We start from the raw sequence: 21,235 nt of genomic DNA, 5'->3' as shown, positions 1-21,235 counted from the left end.
AGCGGGGGCGTTTACCTTTGAATGAGTGAGCCATCCCCATGCTTCACCCTCCCACGAATGGTCAGGGGGGCAGCATAAGCACTGTTGGCTCATCGCGAACCTAGTAGATCTGCCAGGTATGGCCTAAAGCCCGCAAACTTTAGGGCGTGGTGTAGGTCCCAATGGAGGGCCTATCTTCTTTGGGGCCCGAGGGGGCGTGGAATGCTCTGGAAAAAAGGCCGGCGCAGCGACAACGTGGTCGACGCCCGTGGTGGTGGCGGCGGTGGTGGCGTGCGCCTGGGTGGCGGGTTGAGCCTGGGCGCGGTGGTGTTGATCGTCGGCTTTGGCCTGCTCACCGGGCAAGACCCGCTGCAACTGCTCGAGCAACTGGCCGGGCAGGGCAGCACCAGCGCCCCCAGCCAAGGCCGCGCGGCGCCGCCGGCAGGTGACCAGCAGGCTGACTTTGTGCGCGCGGTACTGGGCGATACCGAAGACACCTGGCAAACCCTCTTCCAGCAGGGCGGCCGGCAATACCAGGCACCGAAACTGGTGTTGTTCAACGGCCGGGTGGGTTCGGCCTGTGGCCAGGCCAGCTCGGCCGTGGGCCCGTTCTATTGCCCTGGCGACCGCCAGGTGTACCTCGACATGGACTTTTTCCGCGAAATGCGCGAGCGCTTCAACGCCGCTGGCGAGTTCGCCGAGGCCTACGTGATCGCCCATGAAGTGGGCCACCACGTGCAAACCCTGCTGGGCATCACCCAGAAGGTCGACGCCGCGCGCCGCCAAGGCCAGCGCCTGGAAGGCGCCGGCGGCCTGTTGGTGCGCCAGGAGCTGCAAGCCGACTGCCTGGCCGGCGTGTGGGCCAACCACGCCGAACAGCGCCTGCACTGGCTGGAGCCCGGCGACGTGGAAAACGCCCTGCGCGCCGCCAACGCCATCGGCGACGACCGCTTGCAGCAGCAAGGCCAAGGCCGCGTGGTGCCCGACTCCTTCACACATGGCACCTCGGCGCAGCGGGTGAAGTGGTTCAAGGCCGGCTTTGCCAATGGCCGGCTGGAGGGCTGTGATACGTTTGCGGCGCGGGCGCTGTAACAGCCGTTACCTGTGCCCAGCCTGGGGCGCGATTGCGCACTGGCCTGGTGGGGGCGGGCAGGTTTTGAGCGTGCATTCCCAACCGAGTAATGCCAGGCCCACTGTACGGGGCACCGGTTTCTCGCCACTGCGGTAATACGCCAGCATCCGCCGGCTCAGGCCTAGCGCCCGCGCCGCGGAGTCCAAGGTCAGGTGGTGTTTGGCCATCCAGTTCCAGATGGCCTCATGGGAGTAGCCACCGGCTTGTTCGATAGCGCGAGCGCGAAGGTTATCCGCGGCAAGCTCTAGGCTGTCGTCGTTTGCCCACGCCACACAGGCACCCCACTCGCCCACCCGTGCCTGATTGAAAAGCTCAGGGTTGGCCAGCGCGGCAAGGCACGGAATGCTGGCGATAAGTGTGCCTAGGTCAACGTCAAAGTGTTCACCATCGGCGTAGCGCAGCGATAGCGTTGCCGGCGGCGAGGGGATTACAGCGACGAGGGTGAAGTGGCGGTGGGTCATTGCTGAAGCTTAAGTGCTGTGGTTGCAGCTTTGCCAAGCGTATTTTTTGCCATGTGTGTCTCCGGTGTAAGCTGTAGCACCCTCAGCAGCACGCCACCTGTTAGGGCCCCTCGCCCGGCACAGCCGGCCTCCCACGGGGTCTGTGTTGCTCACCAAATCAATGACTTACACAAATCTGGTGGGAGGCCGTGGTCCGGCACTCCGGCTGTGCCGGGCGATGGGCCAGTCAGGTCATGCACGGAATCAGCAGCGCTCACGGATTGAGCCCCTCCATGAAGCCCTGAAGCCTTTTAAGTGAACAGCATGACGGCTGTGCCCGGCGAGGAGCGCCCTCACTCGGCCAACGCCTCCTTGAGGAAATCCAGAAACACCCGGGTCTTCATCGGCACCCGCCGCGCCGAGGGGTATACCGCGTTGATCGAGATCGGCGGCGCCTGCCAGTCGCACATCACCGCGACCAGAGTCCCGGCGGCCAGGGCTTTTTCGACGATGAAGGTCGGCAGCAGGGCGATGCCCATGCCTGCTTCGGCGGCCTGGGCGAGCAGGTCGCCGTTGTTGGCGTGCAGCGGGCCGGTGACGTGGACCTTTTGCGTTTCCTTGCCGTTGCTCAACTGCAGGCTCACCCCGCTTTGCAGGTAGCCGTAGTTCAGGCAGGCGTGGCGGGCGAGGTCTTTCGGGGTGTGCGGGGTGCCGGCCCGTTCCAGGTAGGCGGGGGCGGCCACCAGCACCCGCGGCGCTGGCGCCAGGGTGCGGGCCACCAGTGAGGAGTCGGCCAGGCTGGCGATGCGGATGGTCACGTCGAAGCCCCCCTTGATCGGGTCGACCTGCTGGTCGCTGAACACCAATTGCAACTCGAGCTTGGGGTGCAATGCATGAAAGCGCGGCAGCAACGGCCCCAGCCGCGACAGCCCGAACGACATCGGCGCGTTCACCCGCAGCACCCCGTGCACCTCGGCCAGGCCGCTGCGGGCGCGCTGTTCGGCTTCGTCCAGCGAGGCGATCAGCTCGCGGCAGGCCTCGTAGTATTCGGCGCCCGCCTCGGTCAGGTGCAGGCTGCGGGTTGTGCGCAGCAGCAGCTGCACGCCGATGGCGTCTTCCAGTGCCTGGATCTGCTTGCTGACTTTCGAGCGCGGCACCTGCAACGCGCGGGCGGCGGCGGCGAAGCCGTTGGCGTCGACGGTGGCGACGAACGCGCGCATGCAGTCGATGCGGTCCATGGAGTGTCCCTTTTTTGGAATCAATGTTTTCGAATTTTAGGGAATTGTTGTGGTTTTTGCCTACCCCTAAAGTAGCGCCATGCCAACGCTGTTGCGCAAAACACCGGCGCGGCAAACACCTCAACCCCGATATTCAGAAGGACATGACCATGAACGTACTGCGCAAAACCCTCGCGGCCGCCACCCTCGCCTTGGCGGTGAGCTCGGCCTTCGCCGCCCAGCCAGATGCCGCCGCCGAAAGCCATACCCAGGCCTTTCTCAACGCGCTGAACAGCAGCGGCGGCAAACCCCTCGAGCAACTGGCCCCGGCCGCCGCCCGCGCGGTGCTCACCGGCGCGCAGAACTCGGTGAAGGTCGACCTCAAGGGCACTGTTGTCAGCGAGCGCAGCATCGACGCCGATGGCCAGCGCATCGGCCTGACCATCGTGCGCCCGGCCAATGCCAAGGGTGAGCTGCCGGTGTTCATGTTCTTCCACGGCGGCGGCTGGGTGCTGGGCGACTACCCGACCCACGCCCGGCTGATCCACGACCTGGTGGTCAATTCCGGCGCGGTGGCGGTGTACGTGAACTACACCCCTTCGCCGGAAGCGCACTTCCCCACCGCGATCAACCAGGCCTACGCCGCCACCCGTTGGGTAGCCGAAAACGGCAAGGCGCTAGGGGTAGACAGCAGCCGCCTGGCGGTGGCCGGCAACAGCGTGGGCGGCAACATGGCCGCGGTGGTCAGCCTGATGGCCAAGGAACAGGGCACGCCGAAACTGCGCTTCCAGTTGCTGCTGTGGCCGGTGACCGATGCCAACTTCGACACCGCCTCGTACCAGCAATACGCCGACGGCCACTTCCTCACCCGCAACATGATGAAGTGGTTCTGGGACAACTACACCACCGATGCCGCCCAGCGCGCCAGCGTGCACGCCTCGCCGCTGCAAGCGAGCCTGGAGCAACTCAAGGGGCTGCCGCCGGCGCTGGTGCAAACCGCCGCCCTTGACGTACTGCGTGACGAAGGCGAGGCCTATGCGCGCAAACTCGACGCCGCCGGGGTGCCGGTGACCGCGGTGCGCTACAACGGGATGATCCACGACTACGGCCTGCTCAACCCCCTGAGTAGCGTGCCGGAAGTGCAGGCCGCCATGCGCCAGGCGGGGCAAGAACTCAAAGCCCACCTGCGCTAAGGGGTATCGCCAGGCGGCGGGCCCTTGGCCTCACCACCCGTCGCCTGCCCTTCATGCCTTTGAAAACCGCGCCGTTAACACGCTCAGCATGCGCGCCAGAGGGCCGCTGCACCGTACCGTGAGAGAGCGCCGCGATGATCGACCTGAGTGTCTGGAACCTGACCCTGCCCATTGAAACCCCCGCCTTGACCGTGGCCACCGCCAGGGTCGCGGCCCTGCAAAGCCCGTACTTCAGCGTGACCAGCGGCGGCATCGTGATGTGGGCGCCAGTCACCGGCTCGCATTCGGGCAGCAGTGACTTCCCGCGCACCGAACTGCGCGAAACCCTCGCCGATGGCCAAGCGCGCAACTGGCTCTACAACAGCGGCAGCAACAGCATGAGCGGCACCCTGGCGGTCAACCAGGTGCCCTCCACCGGCCGTGTGGTGGTGGCGCAGATCCACGCCAAGAACGCCGCCGCGCCCTTGCTGAAAATGGTTTACCGCTACACCGCCAAGGGCGGTTTCATCGACCTCGAGTACCGAGTCAAACCGGCCGATGAAAAAAGCCCGGTGATGTACAGCGTGCCGATGGCGCTGAACCAGAGCTTCAGTTATTCGATCCAGATGCTGGCCAGCGGCAAGCTCAGCGTGCTGATCAACAACAGCGGCCCCAGCGTAAGCCTCGACCCCAGTTGGTACGCCTACAACTTCTACTTCAAGGCCGGCGTGTACACCCTCGACAACGTGGGCTACGCCACTGAAGGCGGTAAGGTCACCTACAGCAAACTGGTGACCAGCCACACCGCCAAGTGAGCCACGGCGGTATGATCCCCGGCTGAACCCGGCGCGCCCGCGCGTGCCGAACCCTGTTTGGCCGGAGTGCTTCGCCCTATGCGCCTGCGCAGTTTGTTCGCCTTCTTTGGCCAGGCCCGCCGTGCCCTGGCGTTGGTCTGGGCCACCTCGCGGCCGTTGTTTCTCGGGCTGGTATTGGCCACGTTGCTGGCCGGGGTGCTGCCGGCGGCGGCCGCGTGGATCGGCCAGCGTATCGTCGATGCCGTGCTGGAGGGCATGCAGGCCCACGCGCGCCTAGGCCAGGCGCCGTTGTGGCCGGTGCTGCGCTGGGTGCTCGCCGAAGCCGGGGTGCTGGCCTTGCTGGCGGCGGCGCAGCGGGCGTTGTCGGTGCAGCAGGCGTTGCTGCGGGCGCAGTTGGGGCAGAAGGTCAATGTGTTGATCCTGGAAAAAGCCCAGACCCTCGCCTTGCTGCAATTCGAAGACTCGGAGTTCTACGACAAGCTAGTGCGCGTGCGCCGTGACGCCTCCACCCGGCCATTGGGGCTGGTGAGCAAATCCCTGGGGCTGGTGCAAAACCTGATTTCGCTGGTGAGCTTCGGCTGGCTGCTGGTGCACTTTTCGCCGTGGGCGCTGGCGATCCTGGTGGTGGCGGCGTTGCCGGTGTTTTTCTCCGAAACGCATTTTTCCGGCGACGCGTTCCGCCTGTTCACCCGCCGCGCGCCGGAAACCCGCCGGCAGAACTACATCGAAACGCTGCTTTCGCAAGAAGCGCACATCAAGGAGGTGCGGCTGTTTGGGCTGGCGCCGTTGCTGTTGCAGCGCTACCGCGACAACTTCGCGCGGCTCTACGCCGAAGACCGCCAGCTCACCCTGCGCCGCGATGGTTGGGGCTTTGCCCTGGGCCTGCTGGGCACCCTGGGCTTTTACCTGGCCTACGCCTGGGTGGTGCTCGACACCGTGGGGGGCACCACCACCCTGGGCCAGATGACCATGTACCTGGTGCTGTTCAAGCAAGGCCAGGCGGCGATCAGCTCGAGCCTGAGCGCGATGGGTGGGCTGTACGAAGACGGCCTGTACCTTAGCCACCTGCATGAATACCTGGCCGAGCCGGTACCGGCCAACCCCGGCCACGCGCAAGCGGGGGAAACCCCGGGCGATGGCCTGCGCTTCGAGGGCGTGGGCTTTACCTACCCCGGCGCCGAGGTGCCGGCGCTGGCCGCCATCGACCTGCACCTGGCACCCGGGCAAAGCCTGGCGCTGGTGGGCGAGAACGGTTCGGGCAAAACCACCCTGATCAAGCTGCTCACGCGGCTGTACAGCCCCACCGAAGGGCGCATCCTGCTTGACGGCACTGACCTGCAAGCCTGGGATTTGCGCGCCCTGCACCGGCGCATCGGGGTGATCTTCCAGGACTTCCTGCGCTACCAGATGACCGCCGGGGAAAACCTCGGCGTGGGCGACGCCGAGGCATTCAGCGAAGAACCGCGTTGGCGCGAGGCGGCAGCCAAGGGCATGGCGGCGGGGTTTATCGAGCAGTTGCAGAACGGCTACCAAACCCAGTTGGGCAAGTGGTTCGCCGGGGGCCGCGAGCTGTCGGGCGGGCAATGGCAGAAGATCGCCCTGTCGCGGGCCTACATGCGCCGCGAGGCCGACATCCTGATCCTCGACGAACCCACCGCGGCCCTGGATGCGGCCGCTGAAGCGGCGGTGTTCGAGCACTTTCGCGCCCACGCCCAAGGGCGCATGAGCGTGCTGATCAGCCACCGCTTCTCGAGTGTGCGCAATGCCGGGTTGATCGTGGTGATCGAGCAGGGGCGGGTGCTGGAGCGCGGCAGCCATGAGCAGTTGATGGCCCAGGGCGGGCGCTATGCGGCGTTGTTCGGGTTGCAGGCGCAGGGGTATCGGTAGGGCCCGCGAGCCAGGCACAAAAAAGCCGGCCCTGTACACAGGGCCGGCTTCTATCCCTCACAACCTCGCTCAGTGGGTGCGTGGCGCCACGGGCTGGTTGTTGTTGGAGATGGTCACTTCCACCCGGCGGTTCATTGCCCGGCCCGAGGCGCTGGTGTTCTCGGCGACCGGGTATTCCTTGCCATAACCCTGGGCGATCACGCGGTTGGGCTCAACGCCCATTTTCACCAGCGCGGCGCGCACCGAGTTGGCGCGGCGCTCCGAGAGGCTCTGGTTGTAGGCATCGCCACCGGTGCTGTCGGTGTAGCCCTCGACCACCAGTTGGCGCTCAGGGTTGTCGCGCAGGAACTGCGCCAGTTGGGCGACGTTGTTCATGCCCGCGGCCTTGAGGTCCGACTTGTTCAGGTCGAACAGCACATCGCCGAAGGTGACCACGGTGCCGCGGTCGGTCTGCTTGGCGTTGAGGCTGTCTTGCAGCTTTTTGATCTGCGCGTCGCGGGCCGCCAGTTGCGCCTTGGCGCGCTCGGAGGCGGCGTTTTTCAGCTCTTCCTCGGCGCTTTTCATGGCGATGGTCTGCTTGGCGTACTCAACGCGCTGGTTGGCCAGGTAAGCCAACTGGTCGACTTTTTTCGTGTCGTCATCGTTGCGGTAGGCGGCATCGGCTTTGTTCAGCCAGTCTTGCGCGTCTTTGGTTTCCAGCGCCGCCAGGGTCGGCGACTTGGGGTTGGTCTGCAACGAGGTGAAGTTGCTGCGGGCCTGTTCCAGGTTCTGGTTCGGCGGCGTCGAGCAGGCGGCAAGGGCAATGCTGGCGGCGAGCAGGGCAGGGATCAAAACGTAGTTGCGCATAATGATGCTTCCTTATTCAGTACGTAAAAAGCGAAGTGGCTCACTGCGCGTTGCGCAGGCCTTCTTCACGCAGGTCTTGCACGCCCTGGTGGGCATCCTGCACCGCTTTCTGGGCCTTGACCGCTTGCGCCTTGCGGGTCGCGACGCGGGCATCCCATTCGGCCTGTTCGGCCAGGTTGCGGGCTTGGTCGTACTTCTCATCGTGCATGGCCAGTTCAGCTTCCTTGAACTTGTCCTGGGCCGATTTGGTTTCCACCGGCGCGTACTCCACGCCGCCATTGCTGACCGCGTCGTTCACCGCGCTCTGGGCGAGGGCGTACTGCTCGGTGGGCGGGTTACCGGCACAGCCGGCGAGGATGAAACTGCTGCCCAGGGCCAGCATGGCCAGCTTGATCCCGCGGACAGAAGTGGGGTGCTTGGCAGTTCTCATCGTCATGTTCATGACTCCTCAAAGACTCCTGAAAAAGTGTTCGTCCATGACAGTCCGCGGGCTTGGGTCCTGGCCACGCTGTTTGCTGTTATGGCTAACGTTTGGGACTCAAGTGTTTTTTCAATAGTTCAGAGAAATTCCTGCCCAGGCCGGCAATTTTCACGGTTGCCCGTTCTGCAGCCGCGCCAGGTGCTCGCGCGCCAGTGCGAGAAAACGCGGGGTGGGGCCGATGTCTTCGTACATCGGGTCGCCTTGTTCGTCGGTGGCGATCACCTTGCTGCCCTGCACATAAGGGAAGCTGCCCTCGAGTTCTTCCAGCGCCGCGCCGATCAGCTCGCCGAGCAGTTCATCGGTGTGGTGCTTGGGGTACATCTGCGCCAGCGCCTCCAGCCGCGCGGCGGCTTCCACGTCGAGGTGGATGGCGTAGGGCGTCTTGCTCAGGCGGCCTTTGGCGGTGTCTTCCCAGTGTTGGGCGAGCTCGCGGATCTTCATGAAGGGCTCCGGTGTGGGGGAAAGGTTGTCAGCCGGCCGGCGTGGCGGCACTCTGTTGTTCTGAGCGGTTTTTCCCGCGCTTGTTCAGTGCCGTGGCGCTGGGCGGGGCGATCCAGGGATTGAACAACGGAGAACACCCATGACGGTCATCGACGCGCGCTTGCGTGAGCGGGTACACCTGCTGGGCGAATTGCTCGGCAACACCATTGCCGAGCAGTACGGCGCTGAGTTTCTCGAGAAAATCGAATTGATCCGCCACGGCGCCAAAGCCGACCGCCGCGACGCCGGTGGCGCGCAGCTGAGCAGCCGCCTCGGCGCGCTCGAAGACAGCGAACTGCTGCCGGTGGCGCGGGCGTTCAGCCAGTTTCTCAACCTTGCGAACATCGCCGAGCAGTACCAGTTGATTCGCCGCCGCGACCCGGGCCAGCCTGCGCCGTTCGAAGACGGCGTGCTCGCCGAGTTGCTCGGCCGCCTGCGCCAGGCCGGCCATGGCCCGGAACACCTGGCCCGGCAACTGGCGCGGCTTGATATCGAACTGGTGCTCACCGCCCACCCCACGGAAGTGGCCCGGCGCACCTTGATCCAGAAGTACGACGCGATTGCCGCGCTGCTCGCCCAACTCGACCACCGCGACCTGCTCGATGCCGAGCGCGAGGCGTTGCACGCGCACCTGCAGCGGCTGATCGCCGAAGGCTGGCACACCGATGAGATCCGCCGCGCCCGGCCCACGCCGGTCGATGAAGCCAAATGGGGCTTTGCGGTGATCGAGCATTCGCTGTGGCACGCGGTGCCCAGCCACCTGCGCAAGGTCGACCAGGCGCTGTTCGAGGCCACCGGGTTTCACCTGCCGCTGGAGGCCTCGCCGGTGCGCTTTGCTTCGTGGATGGGCGGCGACCGCGACGGCAACCCCAACGTGACCGCGGCGGTCACCCGCGAGGTCCTGCTGCTGGCGCGCTGGATGGCCGCGGACTTGTTCCTGCGCGATGTCGACCACCTGGCCGCCGAGCTGTCCATGCAGCAGTGCAGCGAAGCGCTGCGCGCCCAGGCCGGCGACACCGCGGAGCCTTACCGCGCCGTGCTCAAACAACTGCGTGAACGCCTGCGCGCCACCCGCCAGTGGGCCCAGGCCGCGCTGGCCCAGCCCCAGGCCGCGGGCGAGGCGGTGCTGCAGCACAACCGCGAACTGCTCGAACCGCTCCAACTGTGCTTTGCTTCGCTGCACGCCTGCGGCATGGGCGTGATCGCCGACGGCCCGCTGCTCGATTGCTTGCGCCGGGCGGCCACCTTTGGTTTGTTTCTGGTGCGCCTCGACATCCGCCAGGACTCCACCCGGCACGCCTCGGCACTTAGCGAGATCACCGAATACCTGGGCCTGGGCCGCTACGCCGACTGGGATGAAGACGCCCGCGTGGCGTTCTTGATGAGTGAGCTGAACAACCGCCGGCCACTGCTGCCGGGGCACTTCAAGCCCTCGGCGGACACCGCCGAAGTGCTCGCCACCTGCCGCGAAGTGGCCGCGGCGCCAGCGGCTTCGTTGGGCTCTTACGTGATTTCCATGGCCGGCGCGGCCTCCGACGTGCTGGCGGTGCAACTGCTGCTGAAGGAGGCCGGGCTGGGCCGGCCAATGCGCGTGGTGCCGCTGTTCGAAACCCTCGCCGACCTCGACAACGCCGGGCCGGTGATCCAGCAACTGTTGCTGCTGCCGGGCTACCGCGCGCGCCTGCACGGCCCGCAGGAAGTGATGATCGGCTACTCGGACTCCGCCAAGGACGCCGGCACCACCGCCGCCGCCTGGGCCCAGTATCGCGCCCAGGAAACCCTGGTCGGCATTTGCCGCGAGCAGGGCGTGGAGCTGGTGCTGTTCCACGGCCGTGGCGGCACCGTCGGCCGCGGTGGCGGCCCGGCCCACGCGGCGATTCTGTCGCAGCCACCGGGTTCGGTGGCGGGGCGGTTCCGCACCACCGAGCAGGGGGAAATGATTCGTTTCAAATTCGGCCTGCCAGCGATCGCCGAGCAAAACCTCAACCTGTACCTGGCCGCCGTGCTCGAAGCCACCCTGCTGCCACCGCCGCCGCCCGAGCCGCGGTGGCGCCAGGTGATGGACGCGCTGGCCGCCGACGGCGTGGCCGCCTACCGCGCCGTGGTGCGGGAAAACCCCGACTTTGTCGAGTACTTCCGCCAGGCCACCCCCGAGCAGGAGCTGGGCCGTTTGCCCCTGGGCAGCCGCCCGGCCAAGCGCCGCCAGGGCGGCATCGAGAGCCTGCGGGCGATCCCCTGGATCTTCGGCTGGACCCAAACCCGGCTGATGCTGCCGGCCTGGCTCGGCTGGGAACAGGCCTTGCAGCAGGCCCTGGGCCGCGGCGAAGGCGAGGTATTGCGGGCGATGCGCGAGCAATGGCCGTTTTTCGGCACGCGCATCGACATGCTCGAGATGGTCCTGGCCAAGGCCGACGCGGAGATTGCCCGGCTCTACGACGAGCGGTTGGTCAGCCCGGCGCTGCAGCCGCTGGGCGAACGGCTGCGCGACCTATTGTCGCAGTGTGTGGCGGCGGTGGGCGGCCTTACCGGGCGGGCCGAGCTGCTGGCGCACATGCCCGAAACCCGCGAGTTCTTCAGCCTGCGCAACACCTATCTAGACCCGTTGCACCGCCTCCAGGCCGAGCTGCTGGCGCGTGCCCGAGCCAGCGAAGCGGGGCAGGGCGGCGGGGTGGAACAGGCGCTGCTGGTGACCGTGGCCGGCATCGCCGCGGGCCTGCGCAACACTGGCTGAGGGGGGCTGCGCGGGCCTGCGACTTTAGGCGGCTTGTCTGGCCGTGGCCCGCTGTGTATCTTGGGCAGCCTTTGGCGATTTTCATGAGGTCGCCATACCCGAATTTCTGGAATGCTCTCAGGGGGTTACGTTGTTCTCCCGGGGGCGTTCGTGTTTGTCCAAATAACAAAGGTGAGGAGCACATCGATGCGCGTCATTCTGCTGGGAGCTCCCGGAGCCGGGAAAGGTACGCAGGCTAAATTCATTACCGAAAAATTCGGTATTCCGCAGATCTCCACCGGCGACATGCTGCGCGCCGCGGTCAAGGCCGGCACCGAACTGGGCCTGAAGGCCAAGAGCGTGATGGATAGCGGCGGCCTGGTATCCGATGACCTGATCATCGCCTTGGTCAAAGAGCGTATCGCCCAGCCTGACTGCGCCAACGGTTGCCTGTTCGACGGCTTCCCGCGCACCATCCCGCAAGCCGAAGCCCTGGTCCAGGCCGGTGTCGCGCTCGACCACGTGGTGGAAATCCACGTGGCCGACGAAGAAATCGTCCAGCGCATCGCCGGCCGCCGCGTGCACGAAGGCTCGGGCCGCATCTACCACGTGGTGTACAACCCGCCGAAGGTCGAAGGCAAAGACGACGCCACCGGTGAAGACCTCGTGCAGCGCAAGGACGACACCGAAGAAACCGTGCGCAACCGCCTGAAGGTCTACCACGAGCAGACCGAGCCGCTGGTGAACTTCTACCAGAAGCTCGAAGCCGAGAAAGGCATGCCGAAATACGCCCGCGTCGAGGGTGTGGGTTCGGTCGACAGCATCACCGCCAAAGTGCTGCAGGCGCTGAGCTAAGCGCCGCTGGTGGTGTAAAAAAAAGGTCCGCTTGCGGGCCTTTTTTGTAGCGGCGGCATGGGTTGAGCCCATGGGCGAGGGTTGGTACCATAAGGCCGAGGACTGCAATGCGCATTTCTGGTGATGGTTTCCAGTATTGATCAACCAGACTTTTGGCAGCGGTGAACTGGCGCTCACCGACATAGGGACAACCCATAGGCCCCACCCATAGGCTGATGATTGAGTTGGATTCTGAACCAAGGGCTTCAACGCCCGATGCTCAAGGATCGCTGCGACTATGCCTCGTAACTATCAAGGCAGCCCCGTAACGGGCTGCCTTTTTTATTGCCATAGGGTACAGATTTTCCCTAGCCGTGTTCCCTTTGGCTGAGTCCTTGGGGTCCAGGTGATCACTTGATAATGGAACCCTAGCGGTGCCTCCAGGCGAGGCTCTAGCACCAGCGTTCCATCTGCCGTGTGCAGAAGGGTCACGCGTTTGTGTTTTGCTTTCTTATGAAATGCATCGTGGTATAGCGCTGCCTCGGGGGCCATAAGTCCGGAAATGAACTGCGCAATGTCCTCGGGGGACCTGAGCCCGCGGCGCCTCAACAGCGTTTTTTTACCTTCCCAGATATGGCGTACTCCGTATCCGGAAGGTACTCCATTTCGCACAAAGTGATTGCCGACCCGGAGGTAGATGAACCCGGGGGGATGACTGAGTGCTGCGAGTGTTGGGACCATCGCGAATACCTCGCCTCCTGACGGATTCCCGACCAAAGTGTCCGCTGGTAGATCGAGTATGAACGGCAACCCGGAATTCCCCGCAGGCTCAAATAGCGGGCCATTTTTCCATAGGTGGATCAGCCGGGACCGGCGATTAGCTAATTGAATCGTAAGTAAATTTTAGGAGTGTTTCTGGGGCTCAGAATGCTCGGTAAGCGGCGGGTGTGCGTGGGTGCCTGCCTCGATTATAATCACTGCCCTTTTTTCAACTCACCGAGCCCCTTGCAATGACCACCCTGCTGGCCCTGGACACCGCGACCGAAGCCTGTTCCGTTGCCCTGCTACACGGCGGCCGCGTGCTCAGCCATTACGAGGTGGCCCCGCGCCTGCACGCGCAAAAGCTGCTGCCGATGATCCAGCGCCTGGTCGCCGAGGCCGGTATCGGCCTGAGCGCGGTCGACGCCATTGCCTTTGGCCGTGGCCCCGGTGCCTTTACCGGGGTACGGATCGCCATTGGCGTGGTGCAGGGCCTGGCGTTCGGCCTTGACCGGCCGGTGCTGCCCACCTCCAACCTCGCGGCCTTGGCCCAGGGCGCGTGGCGGGTGCACGGCGTGCGCCAGGTGGCGGCGGCGATCGACGCGCGCATGGATGAGGTGTACTGGGGCTGCTACGCCGAGCAGGCCGGTGAAATGCGCCTGCAGGGCCTGGAGGCTGTGTTGCCCCCGGGCGCGGTCAGCTTGCCGGCGGCCGGCGAGTGGTTCGGCGCCGGTACCGGCTGGGGCTATGCTGAGCGTTTGGCGGCGCGGGTACAGGCGTGCGACGCGCAAGCCTTGCCCCACGCCGAAGACGTGCTGGCCCTGGCTGGCTTCGCCTGGGCCCGTGGCGAAGCGGTGGTGGCCGACGAGGCGCTGCCGGTGTACCTGCGTGACAATGTGGCCACGCCCAAGGCCAAATAAGCCACCACCCGTCGAAAACCTGGGTTTTTTGTGACGTTTTGCTCACGGCTCGCCGGGCGGCTATAAACCTTTGGTCATAAATGTGGTCCAGTTAGCACAGGGCAATTGCGTCAGGCACAGGCTGTGCCTTTAAATTGCCATCATCTGATTGAGTGACGTGTATGCGCGTAGACGGATTTTCCTCGCATTCCTATCCCGTCAAGCGCAAGCCACGCAAAGGGCTGGTGCGGGTCGACGATGACGGTGTCATCGACGGGGTAGAGGCCGAGGTCGAAATCGAACAACCGGTGCAGCGCCAGGCCAGCAGTGGCCGCGGTGTGGCGGTTGTGCGCGCGCGCAGCCGCCAGCAGCACGACGACCCCTTCCAGCGCACCCTGAGCACCCGGGTGTCCGAGGCACTGGACAGCTACATGACCACCGCCGGGTTCGTCGAATGGGACGGTGAAGTGCTCGGGCTCGACGTTCACATCTGACTGTGCTGCCTTATTTTCTCGGTTGCCCCTCCTGGAGCGACGCCGCCTGGCGTGAAGGCTTCTACCCCGAAACCGCCCGCGCCGCGGATTTTCTTGGCCACTACGCCGAGGTGTTCAACGCCGTCGAAGGCAACACCACCTTCTATGCCCGCCCCAGCCCCACTACCGTGCAGCGCTGGGCCGAGGCCATGCCGGCGGGCTTTCGCTTCACCGCGAAATTCCCGCGCGACGTCAGCCACGAAGGCGACCTGCGCGATAACCTGGTCGCCGCCCATGAATTCACCCGCCTGCTGGCACCGCTGGGCGGCCGGGTTGCGCCGTATTGGTTGCAACTGCCGGCGCCGTTCGGCCCGCAGCGCCTCGGCGAGCTGGCGGCGTTCATCGACGCGGTCGGGGTGCCGGTGGCGGTGGAAGTGCGCCACGGCAGCTTCTTTGCCAAGGGCGAGGCCGAGCGCGCGCTGAACCGGCTGCTGCTCGAACGCGGCGTAGAGCGCATCTGCCTCGACCCCCGGGCATTGTTCAGTTGCACCTCCCAGGCCCCGGCGGTGTTGGACGCCCAAGGCAAGAAGCCCCGGGTGCCGCCGCGGCCCACCGCCTTCAGCCAGGCGCCGCAGGTGCGCTTTATCGGCCACCCGCAGGTGGAGGCCAACGAAGGGTTTCTCACCCCGTGGGTGGCCAAGGTGGCCGAGTGGATCGAAGACGGCCGCACGCCCTACGTGTTCCTGCACACCGCCGACAACCGCCACGCCCCGGCCTTGGCCCAGCGCTTCCACCAGCGCTTGAGGGAACGTTTGCCTGGCCTGCCGGCCTTACCGGTAGTGGAACGCAACCCGCAGGGCGAACAACTCGGCCTGCTTTGAGGGCCCCCTGTGAGAACCCTATTGAGCCTGATGGCGCTACTGGGCCTGCTCGGCCTGGCGCTGTGGCGCGGCTGGCTGGAACTGCCGCCACGCTGGAACCCTTGGGCGCCGCTGGACATCAACGCCGCCCCCAACCTGCTCACGCGCTTCAAGCTGGCGCGCCTGGCCGCCAGCCCTGAACTGTGCCGGCAGGCCCTGGCCAGCGGCGGCGTGGTGTACAGCCCGCAGGCAGACAGCAACGGCCGCTGCCCGCTGCACAACGTGGTGCGGGTGCAACGTGCCGGGGTGGGGTTTTCCAGCAGCTTCCTGGCCAGTTGCCCGTTGGCGGTGAGCTTCGCGCTGTTCGAGCGCCATGGCCTGCAGACGGCCGCGCAGGCGGTGTTTGGCCAGCCGGTGGTGAGCGTGGAGCACTTGGGCAGCTTTGCCTGCCGCAACGTGTACCACCGCCAGCAGGGGCGGCTGAGCCAGCACGCCAGCGCCAACGCGCTGGACATCAGCGCGGTGCGCCTGGCCGATGGCCGCCGTATCAGCGTGGAACAAGGCTGGAACCAGGGCGAGCAGGGGCGTTTTCTGCGGCTGATGCAGGCCGGCGCCTGTGAGGCCTTCAATGGCGTGTTGGGGCCCGACTACAACGCCGCCCACCGCAACCATTTTCATCTCGACATGGGCGGTTGGGGGCTTTGCCGGTAAGCTATGTAACAGCGTTTTTACATCGGTAAAGGTTGTGTAAACCCTTGAAAGTAAGGGCACTGGCACCCGATAACCCGGTCATAGGAGGTACCGGCGAGCGCCTTGAACAGGCCCCGCCGGGCCCCGTCCCGCGGTCCAGGAGGCCGCCATGTATAAGTCCATCCTGAAGATTCTGTTACTCAGCCTGCCGCTGGCCGGCTGTGCCTATGACACCTATGACGGCTACGGCACCAGCCCGCAGGTGTACAGCAGCAGTACCGTGTATTACGGCAGCGGCTACAACAGCTACCCCGGCAGCTACTACAACGGCGGTTACTACGTGCGCCCGGCGCCGCGCTACTACGCGCCACCGCCGCCGCCGGTGTATTACCGCCCGCCACCACCGCCGGCCTACCGCCCACCACCACCGGGCTGGGGCCATGGCCCAGGCCCAGGCTGGGGCGGCGGGCCACGCCCGGGTTTTCGCCCGCCCGGCCCGCCCCCAGGCCCACCGCCGCAGTGGCATGGTGGCGGCCGTGACGACCACGACCATGGGCACGGCCCCGGCGGCCCAGGTGGCCCCGGTGACGGCCCGGGCCGTGGTGGCCGGCGCTAAGCGTACGAACCCAGGTCCGCCAGCGGATGGCGGCCCTCCCAGACCTTGCTGAAGTGCGCTTGCACCACCGTGGCGGGAATCCCGCACAGGTCTGGCCAGTGCCAGTGCGGGCTGTGGTCTTTGTCGATCAGCCGCGCCCGCACGCCCTCGGCGAATTCCGGGTGGCGGCAGCAGTTCAGGCTCAGGGCGTAGTCCATGCGCAGCACCTCGGCCACTGACAGCCGCCGGCTGCGGTGGTAGTGCTGCCACCACAGCCGCGCGGTCAATGGGCAGCCTTTGGCGAGGTTCTCCGCCGCCTTGGCCAGTTCGGCCGCCGGGTGCTGCTGCCAGCGCGCGATGGCCTTGTAGGCGGCACTGGCATCGGCCACGTCGAGGGCGTCGTCGATCAGTACGCGGTGGCCCAGCCACTGGCCCTCTGGGCGTGGCGTGCTGGCCTGGTGCTCCAGCGCGCGCAGCAGGCTGTTCAATTGCTGCGGCACCTGGTCTTGCCAGTTCAATTGCAGCAGGCCGTCGATCAATGCGTCTTGTTGCGCCTCGCCGAGCAAGCGGTCGGCCAGCCCCAGGGCGAGGGCATCGCTGGCGTTGACCTGGGCCCCGGTCAAGCCGAGAAACAGCCCCAGCTTGCCCGGCAGCCGCGGCAAGAACCAACCCGCGCCCACGTCTGGGTACAGGCCGATGCTGATTTCCGGCATGGCCAGGCGGCTGCTGGGCGTCACGATCCGTACCCCGGCGCCCTGCAACAGGCCCAGCCCGCCGCCGAGCACGTAGCCGTGGCCCCAGCACAGCAGGGGTTTTTCGAACACGTGCAGGGCGTGGTCGAGGCGGTATTCGGCAGCGAAGAACTGCGCCGCGAAGGCCGGTACTTCACCCGGCCGGGCACGGCAGGCCTGCACCAGCCCGACCACGTCGCCGCCCGCGCAGAACGCCTTGGCGCCGTTGCCGCGCAGCAGCACGCAGGTGATGCGCGGGTTGTTCGCCCAGGCGCGCAACTGCCCGAGCAGGCCTTCGATCATGGGCAGGGTCAGGGCATTGAGGGTTTTTTCCGCGTTGAGGGTCGCGATGCCCAGGCGTGCGCCGTTAGCGCCGCTGAGTTCTTCTAGTAGTAGGTTCATCGTGGGCTCGTGTGCATGGGTACTGCCCCAGTATGGATGGCCCCGGCCCGCTATGCGCGGTACCGGTCGGATTGACAGCCGTGGCGCGGTTACCTACCGTGCCCGGCATTGCACACGGATACTCCCATGACCTCCCAAGACGATCGCATCAAGCTCGAAGAGAGCTGGAAGCTGGCCCTGCGCGGCGAATTCGAACAACCCTACATGGCCGAGCTGCGCAACTTCCTGCGCCAGGAGCTGGCCGCCGGCAAAGAGATCTACCCACCCGGCCCATTGATATTCAACGCCCTGAACCTCACCCCGCTGCCCCAGGTGAAGGTGGTGATCCTCGGCCAAGACCCTTACCACGGCCCCGGCCAGGCCCATGGCCTGTGCTTCTCGGTGCAGCCCGGGGTGGCCACGCCGCCGTCGCTGGTGAACATCTACAAAGAGCTCAAGCGCGACCTGAACCTCGACATCCCCCGCCACGGTTACCTGCAGCCTTGGGCCGAGCAGGGTGTGTTGCTGCTCAACACCACCCTCACGGTGGAGCGCGGCATGGCCGCCTCCCACGCCAAGCGCGGTTGGGAAACCTTCACCGACCGGGTGATCGAAACGGTCAACAGCCAGTGCGAAGGAGTGGTGTTCCTGCTCTGGGGCGCCCACGCCCAGAGCAAGCGCAAGCTGATCGACACCACCCGGCACAAGGTGCTCACCTCGCCGCACCCCTCGCCGCTGTCGGCGCACCGGGGGTTCCTGGGCAATGGGCATTTCAGTGATACCAATCGCTTTCTGGTTGACCACGGGCGCACGCCGGTGGACTGGCGTTTGCCGGAAACCGTTTGATCAAGCCCGGGCCGGGCGTTGCTGCCACCAGCGAAACACCGGCTCGGCCAAAAACAACACCAGAAACAACCGCACCACCTGCATCGCCGTCACCAACGGCACCGCCAGCCCCAGGGTTTCCGCGGTCAGGCTCATTTCGGCGATCCCGCCGGGCATCATCCCCAGGGTGAGGGAGCGCAGGTCCAGCCCGGTGGCGAGGTTGATCAACCACGCCGCCAGCGCCGCCAGGGCCATGGTCAACGCCGTGCCGAGCAGGGTGCGCGCCAGGAACGACGGCGCCTTGCGAAAGAACTCGCGGGTGAAGTGGCAGCCCAGGCCGCTGCCGATCAGCCATTGGCCGAAGGCACTGGCGCCGTCGGGCAGGCGGGTGTGCGGGGCGAAGCCCACGCCCACCGCGGCGGCCAGTAGCAGCGGGCCAAACAGCCAGGGGTTGGGCTGGCCCAGGCGTTGCCAGGCCAGTGCCAGCAGCGCGCCGCCGGGGAACAACAGCGCCAGCCACGGCCACAGCACCGGCAGCGCCGCGGCCGCGGGCTGGCCTTCGCCGAGCAGGAATTTGAACAGCGCCGGCACGCACAGCACCACCGCCAGCACCCGCAGGCTTTGCGCCGCGGCCACCGGGCCGAGCTGGGCGCCGTTGCGCGCGCCGAGGTTGACCATCTCCCCCGAGCCGCCCGGCATGCTGGCAAAAAACGCGGTGGGGCGGTCTTCACCGGTGCGCAGCATCAGCCACACCCCGGCCACGCTGGAGGCGGTGGTGATCACCGCGCCCAGCAGCACCGGGCCCCAGTGGGCGAGCACCTGCTCCATCAACGCCGGGGTGAAGTGCAGGCCGATGCCGATGCCCACCACCCACTGGCCGAGCTTGCGCCCGTGGGGGATTTCCTTCAGTTGCCAGGGGCTGAGGCAGCGCACCAGGATCACCGCCAGCAGCGCGCCGATCATGTAGGGCAGCGGCCAGCCGGCGAGGCTGGCCAGCCATCCGCCGGCCAGCCCGACGAAGGGTGTGGCGTACCAGCCCCGCGCCTCAGGCACTGGCCAGCGCGCGGCGGGCCTTGCGGCGTTGGCGCCAGATGCGCAATACCGGCATCGCCAGCATCAGCGCCACCAGCACCCACACGCCGATGCTGATCGGGCTGTTCCAGAGGATGCTCACTTCACCGTTGGAGATCGACAACGCCCGGCGCAGGTTCTGCTCCATCAGCCCACCGAGGATGAACCCCAGCAGCAGCGGCGACAGCGGGAAATCGAGCTTGCGCAGGATGTAGCCGAAGATGCCGATGCCGACCATCAGGAACAGGTCGAAGGTGGTGGCGTGCACCGCGTATACGCCGATCGCGGTGATGATCGCGATCACCGGCACCAGCGCCCAGTTCGGTACCGCCAGGATGCGGGTGAAGATGCGGATCATCGGGATGTTGAGGATCACCAGCATCACGTTGGCGACGAACAGCGAAGCGATCAGGCCCCAGACGATGTCTGGCTGCTGCTGGAACAGCAACGGGCCGGGGGTGATGTTGTAGAGGGTCAGCGCGCCGATCATCAACGCGGTGGTGCCCGAGCCGGGTACGCCGAGGGTCAGCATCGGCACCAGGGCGCCGCAGGCCGAGGCGCCGATGGCGGTTTCCGGCGCGGCCAGGCCGCGTTTGTCGCCTTGGCCGAAGGTGCCACTGGCACCGGCGAGGCGTTTTTCGGTCATGTAGGCCACGGCGCTGGCCAGGGTCGCGCCAGCGCCCGGCAGCACGCCCATGATGAACCCGAGCAGGCCGCAGCGCAGGTTGACCATCGCCACCGAGGCGGCCTCCTTGAGGTTGAACAGCATGCGCCCGGTGGCCTTGACCGCGGCATGGCCGTGGTGGGTTTTCTCCAGCAGCAGGAAGATCTCGCTGATCGAGAACAAGCCCAGCACCAGCACCACGAACTGAATGCCGTCGGCCAGGTGGATGTTGTCGCCGGTAAAGCGGTACACGCCGCTGTTGGCGTCGATGCCCACCGCCGACAGGAACAACCCGATCAGCGCCGCGATAAAGGTTTTCAGCGGGCGGTTGCCGGCCATCCCGGCCAGCGCCACGATGGCGAACACCATCAGCACGAAGTACTCCGCCGGGCCGAAGGCGATCGCCCATTTGGCCAGCAGCGGCGCGAACAGCACCATCCCGCAGGTGGCGATCAACGCACCGATGAACGAGCTCCAGGCCGACAGCGACAACGCCACGCCAGCCAGGCCCTGGCGGGCCATCGGGTAGCCGTCGAGGGTGGTCATCACGGTCGAGGCTTCGCCGGGGATGTTCAGCAGGATCGAGCTGATCCGCCCGCCGTACTCACAGCCCAGGTACACCGCCGCCAGCAGGATCAGCGCCGATTCCGGCGGCAGCCCGAGGGCAAAGGCAATGGGGATCAACAGCGCCACGCCGTTGATCGGGCCCAGGCCCGGCAGCAGGCCGACCACGGTGCCGATCAGGGTGCCGCTCAGCGCGGTGACCAGGTTGTAGGGTGTGAGGGCCACGCCGAAGCCCTGGCCCAGGTAACTTAAAGTGTCCATCGGTCAGTTCTCCAGTACGCTCAACACGCCCATCGGCAGGGGTACATCCATCACGCGGTCGAACAGCACATAGAGCAGCACGCTCATGGCGCCGACGATCACCACGCTGGGCAGCCATTTGCCGCCGTACAGGCGCGCCATCGGGATGCCGATCAGCGCGCTGCTGAGGATGAACCCCAGCGGCTCGAACAGCCCGGCGAACACCAGCAGCAGCACGGTGCAGGCGCCGATCTTGGTCAGGGTGGCGCGGTCCAGCGGGGGTTCATCCTCGCTGTGGGCGATGGCGGTGGGGCGCACCAGCAGGTACAGCAGGGCCACGGCCATCAGGCCGAGCATCAGCAGGGGGTAGGCGCGCGGGCCTACCGGTTCATAGGAAAACGGCGCTTGGTAGGGCCAGGCCATGATGGCCAGGCCCGCGCACACGGCCAGCAGGGCCGCCGCGAACAGGCGTTGTACGAGCATGATGAGA

21 protein-coding genes are annotated in these 21,235 nt (G+C 66.3%); 12 read left to right on the top strand and 9 right to left on the bottom strand.

The features are described 5' to 3' along the window. The first annotated feature begins 201 nt into the window (after positions 1-201). Positions 202-1,071 (top strand): neutral zinc metallopeptidase, encoded by an 870-nt coding sequence (locus ACFZCE_RS05985; protein WP_390936969.1) that lies wholly within the window; start codon positions 202-204, stop codon positions 1,069-1,071. Positions 1,072-1,077: 6 nt separating this feature from the next. Here the strand turns inward: ACFZCE_RS05985 and ACFZCE_RS05980 are convergent, their stop codons facing one another. Beyond that, positions 1,078-1,572 (bottom strand): DUF2442 domain-containing protein, encoded by a 495-nt coding sequence (locus ACFZCE_RS05980; protein ID WP_390936967.1) that lies wholly within the window; start codon positions 1,570-1,572, stop codon positions 1,078-1,080. Between the two features lie 332 nt (positions 1,573-1,904). After that, the gene (locus tag ACFZCE_RS05975) at positions 1,905-2,789 is read right to left on the bottom strand and encodes a LysR substrate-binding domain-containing protein (protein ID WP_390936965.1); all 885 of its coding nucleotides are present in this window, start codon (positions 2,787-2,789) and stop codon (positions 1,905-1,907) included. 149 nt (positions 2,790-2,938) lie between these two features. Between ACFZCE_RS05975 and ACFZCE_RS05970 the strand changes: the two genes are divergently transcribed. From ACFZCE_RS05970 to ACFZCE_RS05960, 3 genes are all read left to right on the top strand, one after another. Next, a complete protein-coding gene (locus ACFZCE_RS05970; RefSeq protein WP_390936964.1) occupies positions 2,939-3,961 on the top strand; it encodes an alpha/beta hydrolase fold domain-containing protein in 1,023 nt (340 codons plus the stop codon). A 134-nt stretch (positions 3,962-4,095) separates the two neighbouring features. Continuing rightward, complete coding sequence (locus ACFZCE_RS05965; protein ID WP_390936962.1) at positions 4,096-4,755, top strand: polysaccharide lyase family 7 protein; 660 nt, start codon at positions 4,096-4,098, stop codon at positions 4,753-4,755. Positions 4,756-4,833: 78 nt separating this feature from the next. Then, positions 4,834-6,642, top strand: coding sequence for an ATP-binding cassette domain-containing protein (locus ACFZCE_RS05960; RefSeq protein WP_390936960.1), 1,809 nt, complete (start codon positions 4,834-4,836; stop codon positions 6,640-6,642). Between the two features lie 69 nt (positions 6,643-6,711). On the opposite strand, the gene ACFZCE_RS05955 is transcribed toward ACFZCE_RS05960, so the two are convergent. The 3 genes from ACFZCE_RS05955 to ACFZCE_RS05945 form a co-directional block, all read right to left on the bottom strand. Beyond that, on the bottom strand, positions 6,712-7,488 hold the full coding sequence (locus tag ACFZCE_RS05955; protein WP_390936958.1) for an OmpA family protein: 777 nt from the start codon (positions 7,486-7,488) through the stop codon (positions 6,712-6,714). Between the two features lie 40 nt (positions 7,489-7,528). Then, positions 7,529-7,924, bottom strand: a complete 396-nt coding sequence (locus ACFZCE_RS05950; protein WP_390936956.1) for a DUF4398 domain-containing protein — start codon at positions 7,922-7,924, stop codon at positions 7,529-7,531. Between the two features lie 153 nt (positions 7,925-8,077). Continuing rightward, positions 8,078-8,410: a pilin assembly protein gene (locus tag ACFZCE_RS05945; RefSeq protein WP_390936954.1), complete on the bottom strand. Its 333-nt coding sequence runs from the start codon at positions 8,408-8,410 to the stop codon at positions 8,078-8,080. A 139-nt stretch (positions 8,411-8,549) separates the two neighbouring features. Here ACFZCE_RS05945 and ppc point away from each other — a divergent pair, with 139 nt between their 5' ends. The 7 genes from ppc to ACFZCE_RS05910 all read left to right on the top strand — a co-directional run bounded on the left by ppc (position 8,550) and on the right by ACFZCE_RS05910 (position 16,290). Continuing rightward, the gene (ppc, locus tag ACFZCE_RS05940; RefSeq protein ID WP_390936952.1) at positions 8,550-11,180 is read left to right on the top strand and encodes a phosphoenolpyruvate carboxylase; all 2,631 of its coding nucleotides are present in this window, start codon (positions 8,550-8,552) and stop codon (positions 11,178-11,180) included. Positions 11,181-11,366: 186 nt separating this feature from the next. Then, positions 11,367-12,014 (top strand): adenylate kinase, encoded by a 648-nt coding sequence (gene adk / locus ACFZCE_RS05935; protein ID WP_390936951.1) that lies wholly within the window; start codon positions 11,367-11,369, stop codon positions 12,012-12,014. A 989-nt stretch (positions 12,015-13,003) separates the two neighbouring features. Next, a complete protein-coding gene (gene tsaB, locus ACFZCE_RS05930) occupies positions 13,004-13,672 on the top strand; it encodes a tRNA (adenosine(37)-N6)-threonylcarbamoyltransferase complex dimerization subunit type 1 TsaB (RefSeq protein WP_390936949.1) in 669 nt (222 codons plus the stop codon). Between the two features lie 161 nt (positions 13,673-13,833). Then, positions 13,834-14,145, top strand: a complete 312-nt coding sequence (locus tag ACFZCE_RS05925; protein WP_390936947.1) for a hypothetical protein — start codon at positions 13,834-13,836, stop codon at positions 14,143-14,145. Positions 14,146-14,147: 2 nt separating this feature from the next. Then, positions 14,148-15,005, top strand: a complete 858-nt coding sequence (locus tag ACFZCE_RS05920) for a DUF72 domain-containing protein (RefSeq protein WP_390936945.1) — start codon at positions 14,148-14,150, stop codon at positions 15,003-15,005. A gap of 30 nt (positions 15,006-15,035) precedes the next feature. Then, positions 15,036-15,695: an extensin family protein gene (locus ACFZCE_RS05915; protein WP_390937496.1), complete on the top strand. Its 660-nt coding sequence runs from the start codon at positions 15,036-15,038 to the stop codon at positions 15,693-15,695. A 148-nt stretch (positions 15,696-15,843) separates the two neighbouring features. Further along, positions 15,844-16,290: a hypothetical protein gene (locus tag ACFZCE_RS05910; RefSeq protein ID WP_390936944.1), complete on the top strand. Its 447-nt coding sequence runs from the start codon at positions 15,844-15,846 to the stop codon at positions 16,288-16,290. On the opposite strand, the gene ACFZCE_RS05905 is transcribed toward ACFZCE_RS05910, so the two are convergent. After that, positions 16,287-17,402: a 3-hydroxyisobutyryl-CoA hydrolase gene (locus tag ACFZCE_RS05905; protein ID WP_390936942.1), complete on the bottom strand. Its 1,116-nt coding sequence runs from the start codon at positions 17,400-17,402 to the stop codon at positions 16,287-16,289. The genes ACFZCE_RS05910 and ACFZCE_RS05905 overlap by 4 nt on opposite strands. A gap of 126 nt (positions 17,403-17,528) precedes the next feature. On the opposite strand from ACFZCE_RS05905, the gene ung reads away from it, so the two are divergent. After that, positions 17,529-18,227, top strand: a complete 699-nt coding sequence (gene ung / locus ACFZCE_RS05900; protein WP_390936940.1) for a uracil-DNA glycosylase — start codon at positions 17,529-17,531, stop codon at positions 18,225-18,227. Here the strand turns inward: ung and ACFZCE_RS05895 are convergent, their stop codons facing one another. From ACFZCE_RS05895 to ACFZCE_RS05885, 3 genes are read right to left on the bottom strand one after another with little or no spacing between them, the layout of a single operon-like run. Then, positions 18,228-19,259: an AbrB family transcriptional regulator gene (locus ACFZCE_RS05895; RefSeq protein WP_390936938.1), complete on the bottom strand. Its 1,032-nt coding sequence runs from the start codon at positions 19,257-19,259 to the stop codon at positions 18,228-18,230. Next, complete coding sequence (locus ACFZCE_RS05890) at positions 19,252-20,766, bottom strand: tripartite tricarboxylate transporter permease (RefSeq protein ID WP_390936936.1); 1,515 nt, start codon at positions 20,764-20,766, stop codon at positions 19,252-19,254. The genes ACFZCE_RS05895 and ACFZCE_RS05890 overlap by 8 nt, the downstream gene beginning before the upstream one ends. 3 nt (positions 20,767-20,769) lie before the next feature. Further along, complete coding sequence (locus tag ACFZCE_RS05885; RefSeq protein ID WP_390936935.1) at positions 20,770-21,228, bottom strand: tripartite tricarboxylate transporter TctB family protein; 459 nt, start codon at positions 21,226-21,228, stop codon at positions 20,770-20,772. Positions 21,229-21,235 lie beyond the last annotated feature (7 nt).

Origin of the sequence: Pseudomonas sp. NPDC007930 (genome assembly GCF_042958985.1) — a bacterium.
Taxonomy (GTDB): Bacteria; Pseudomonadota; Gammaproteobacteria; order Pseudomonadales; family Pseudomonadaceae; genus Aquipseudomonas.
Note: the sequence above shows the minus strand (reverse complement) of the source record. Positions and strands in the feature narration are given on the sequence as shown.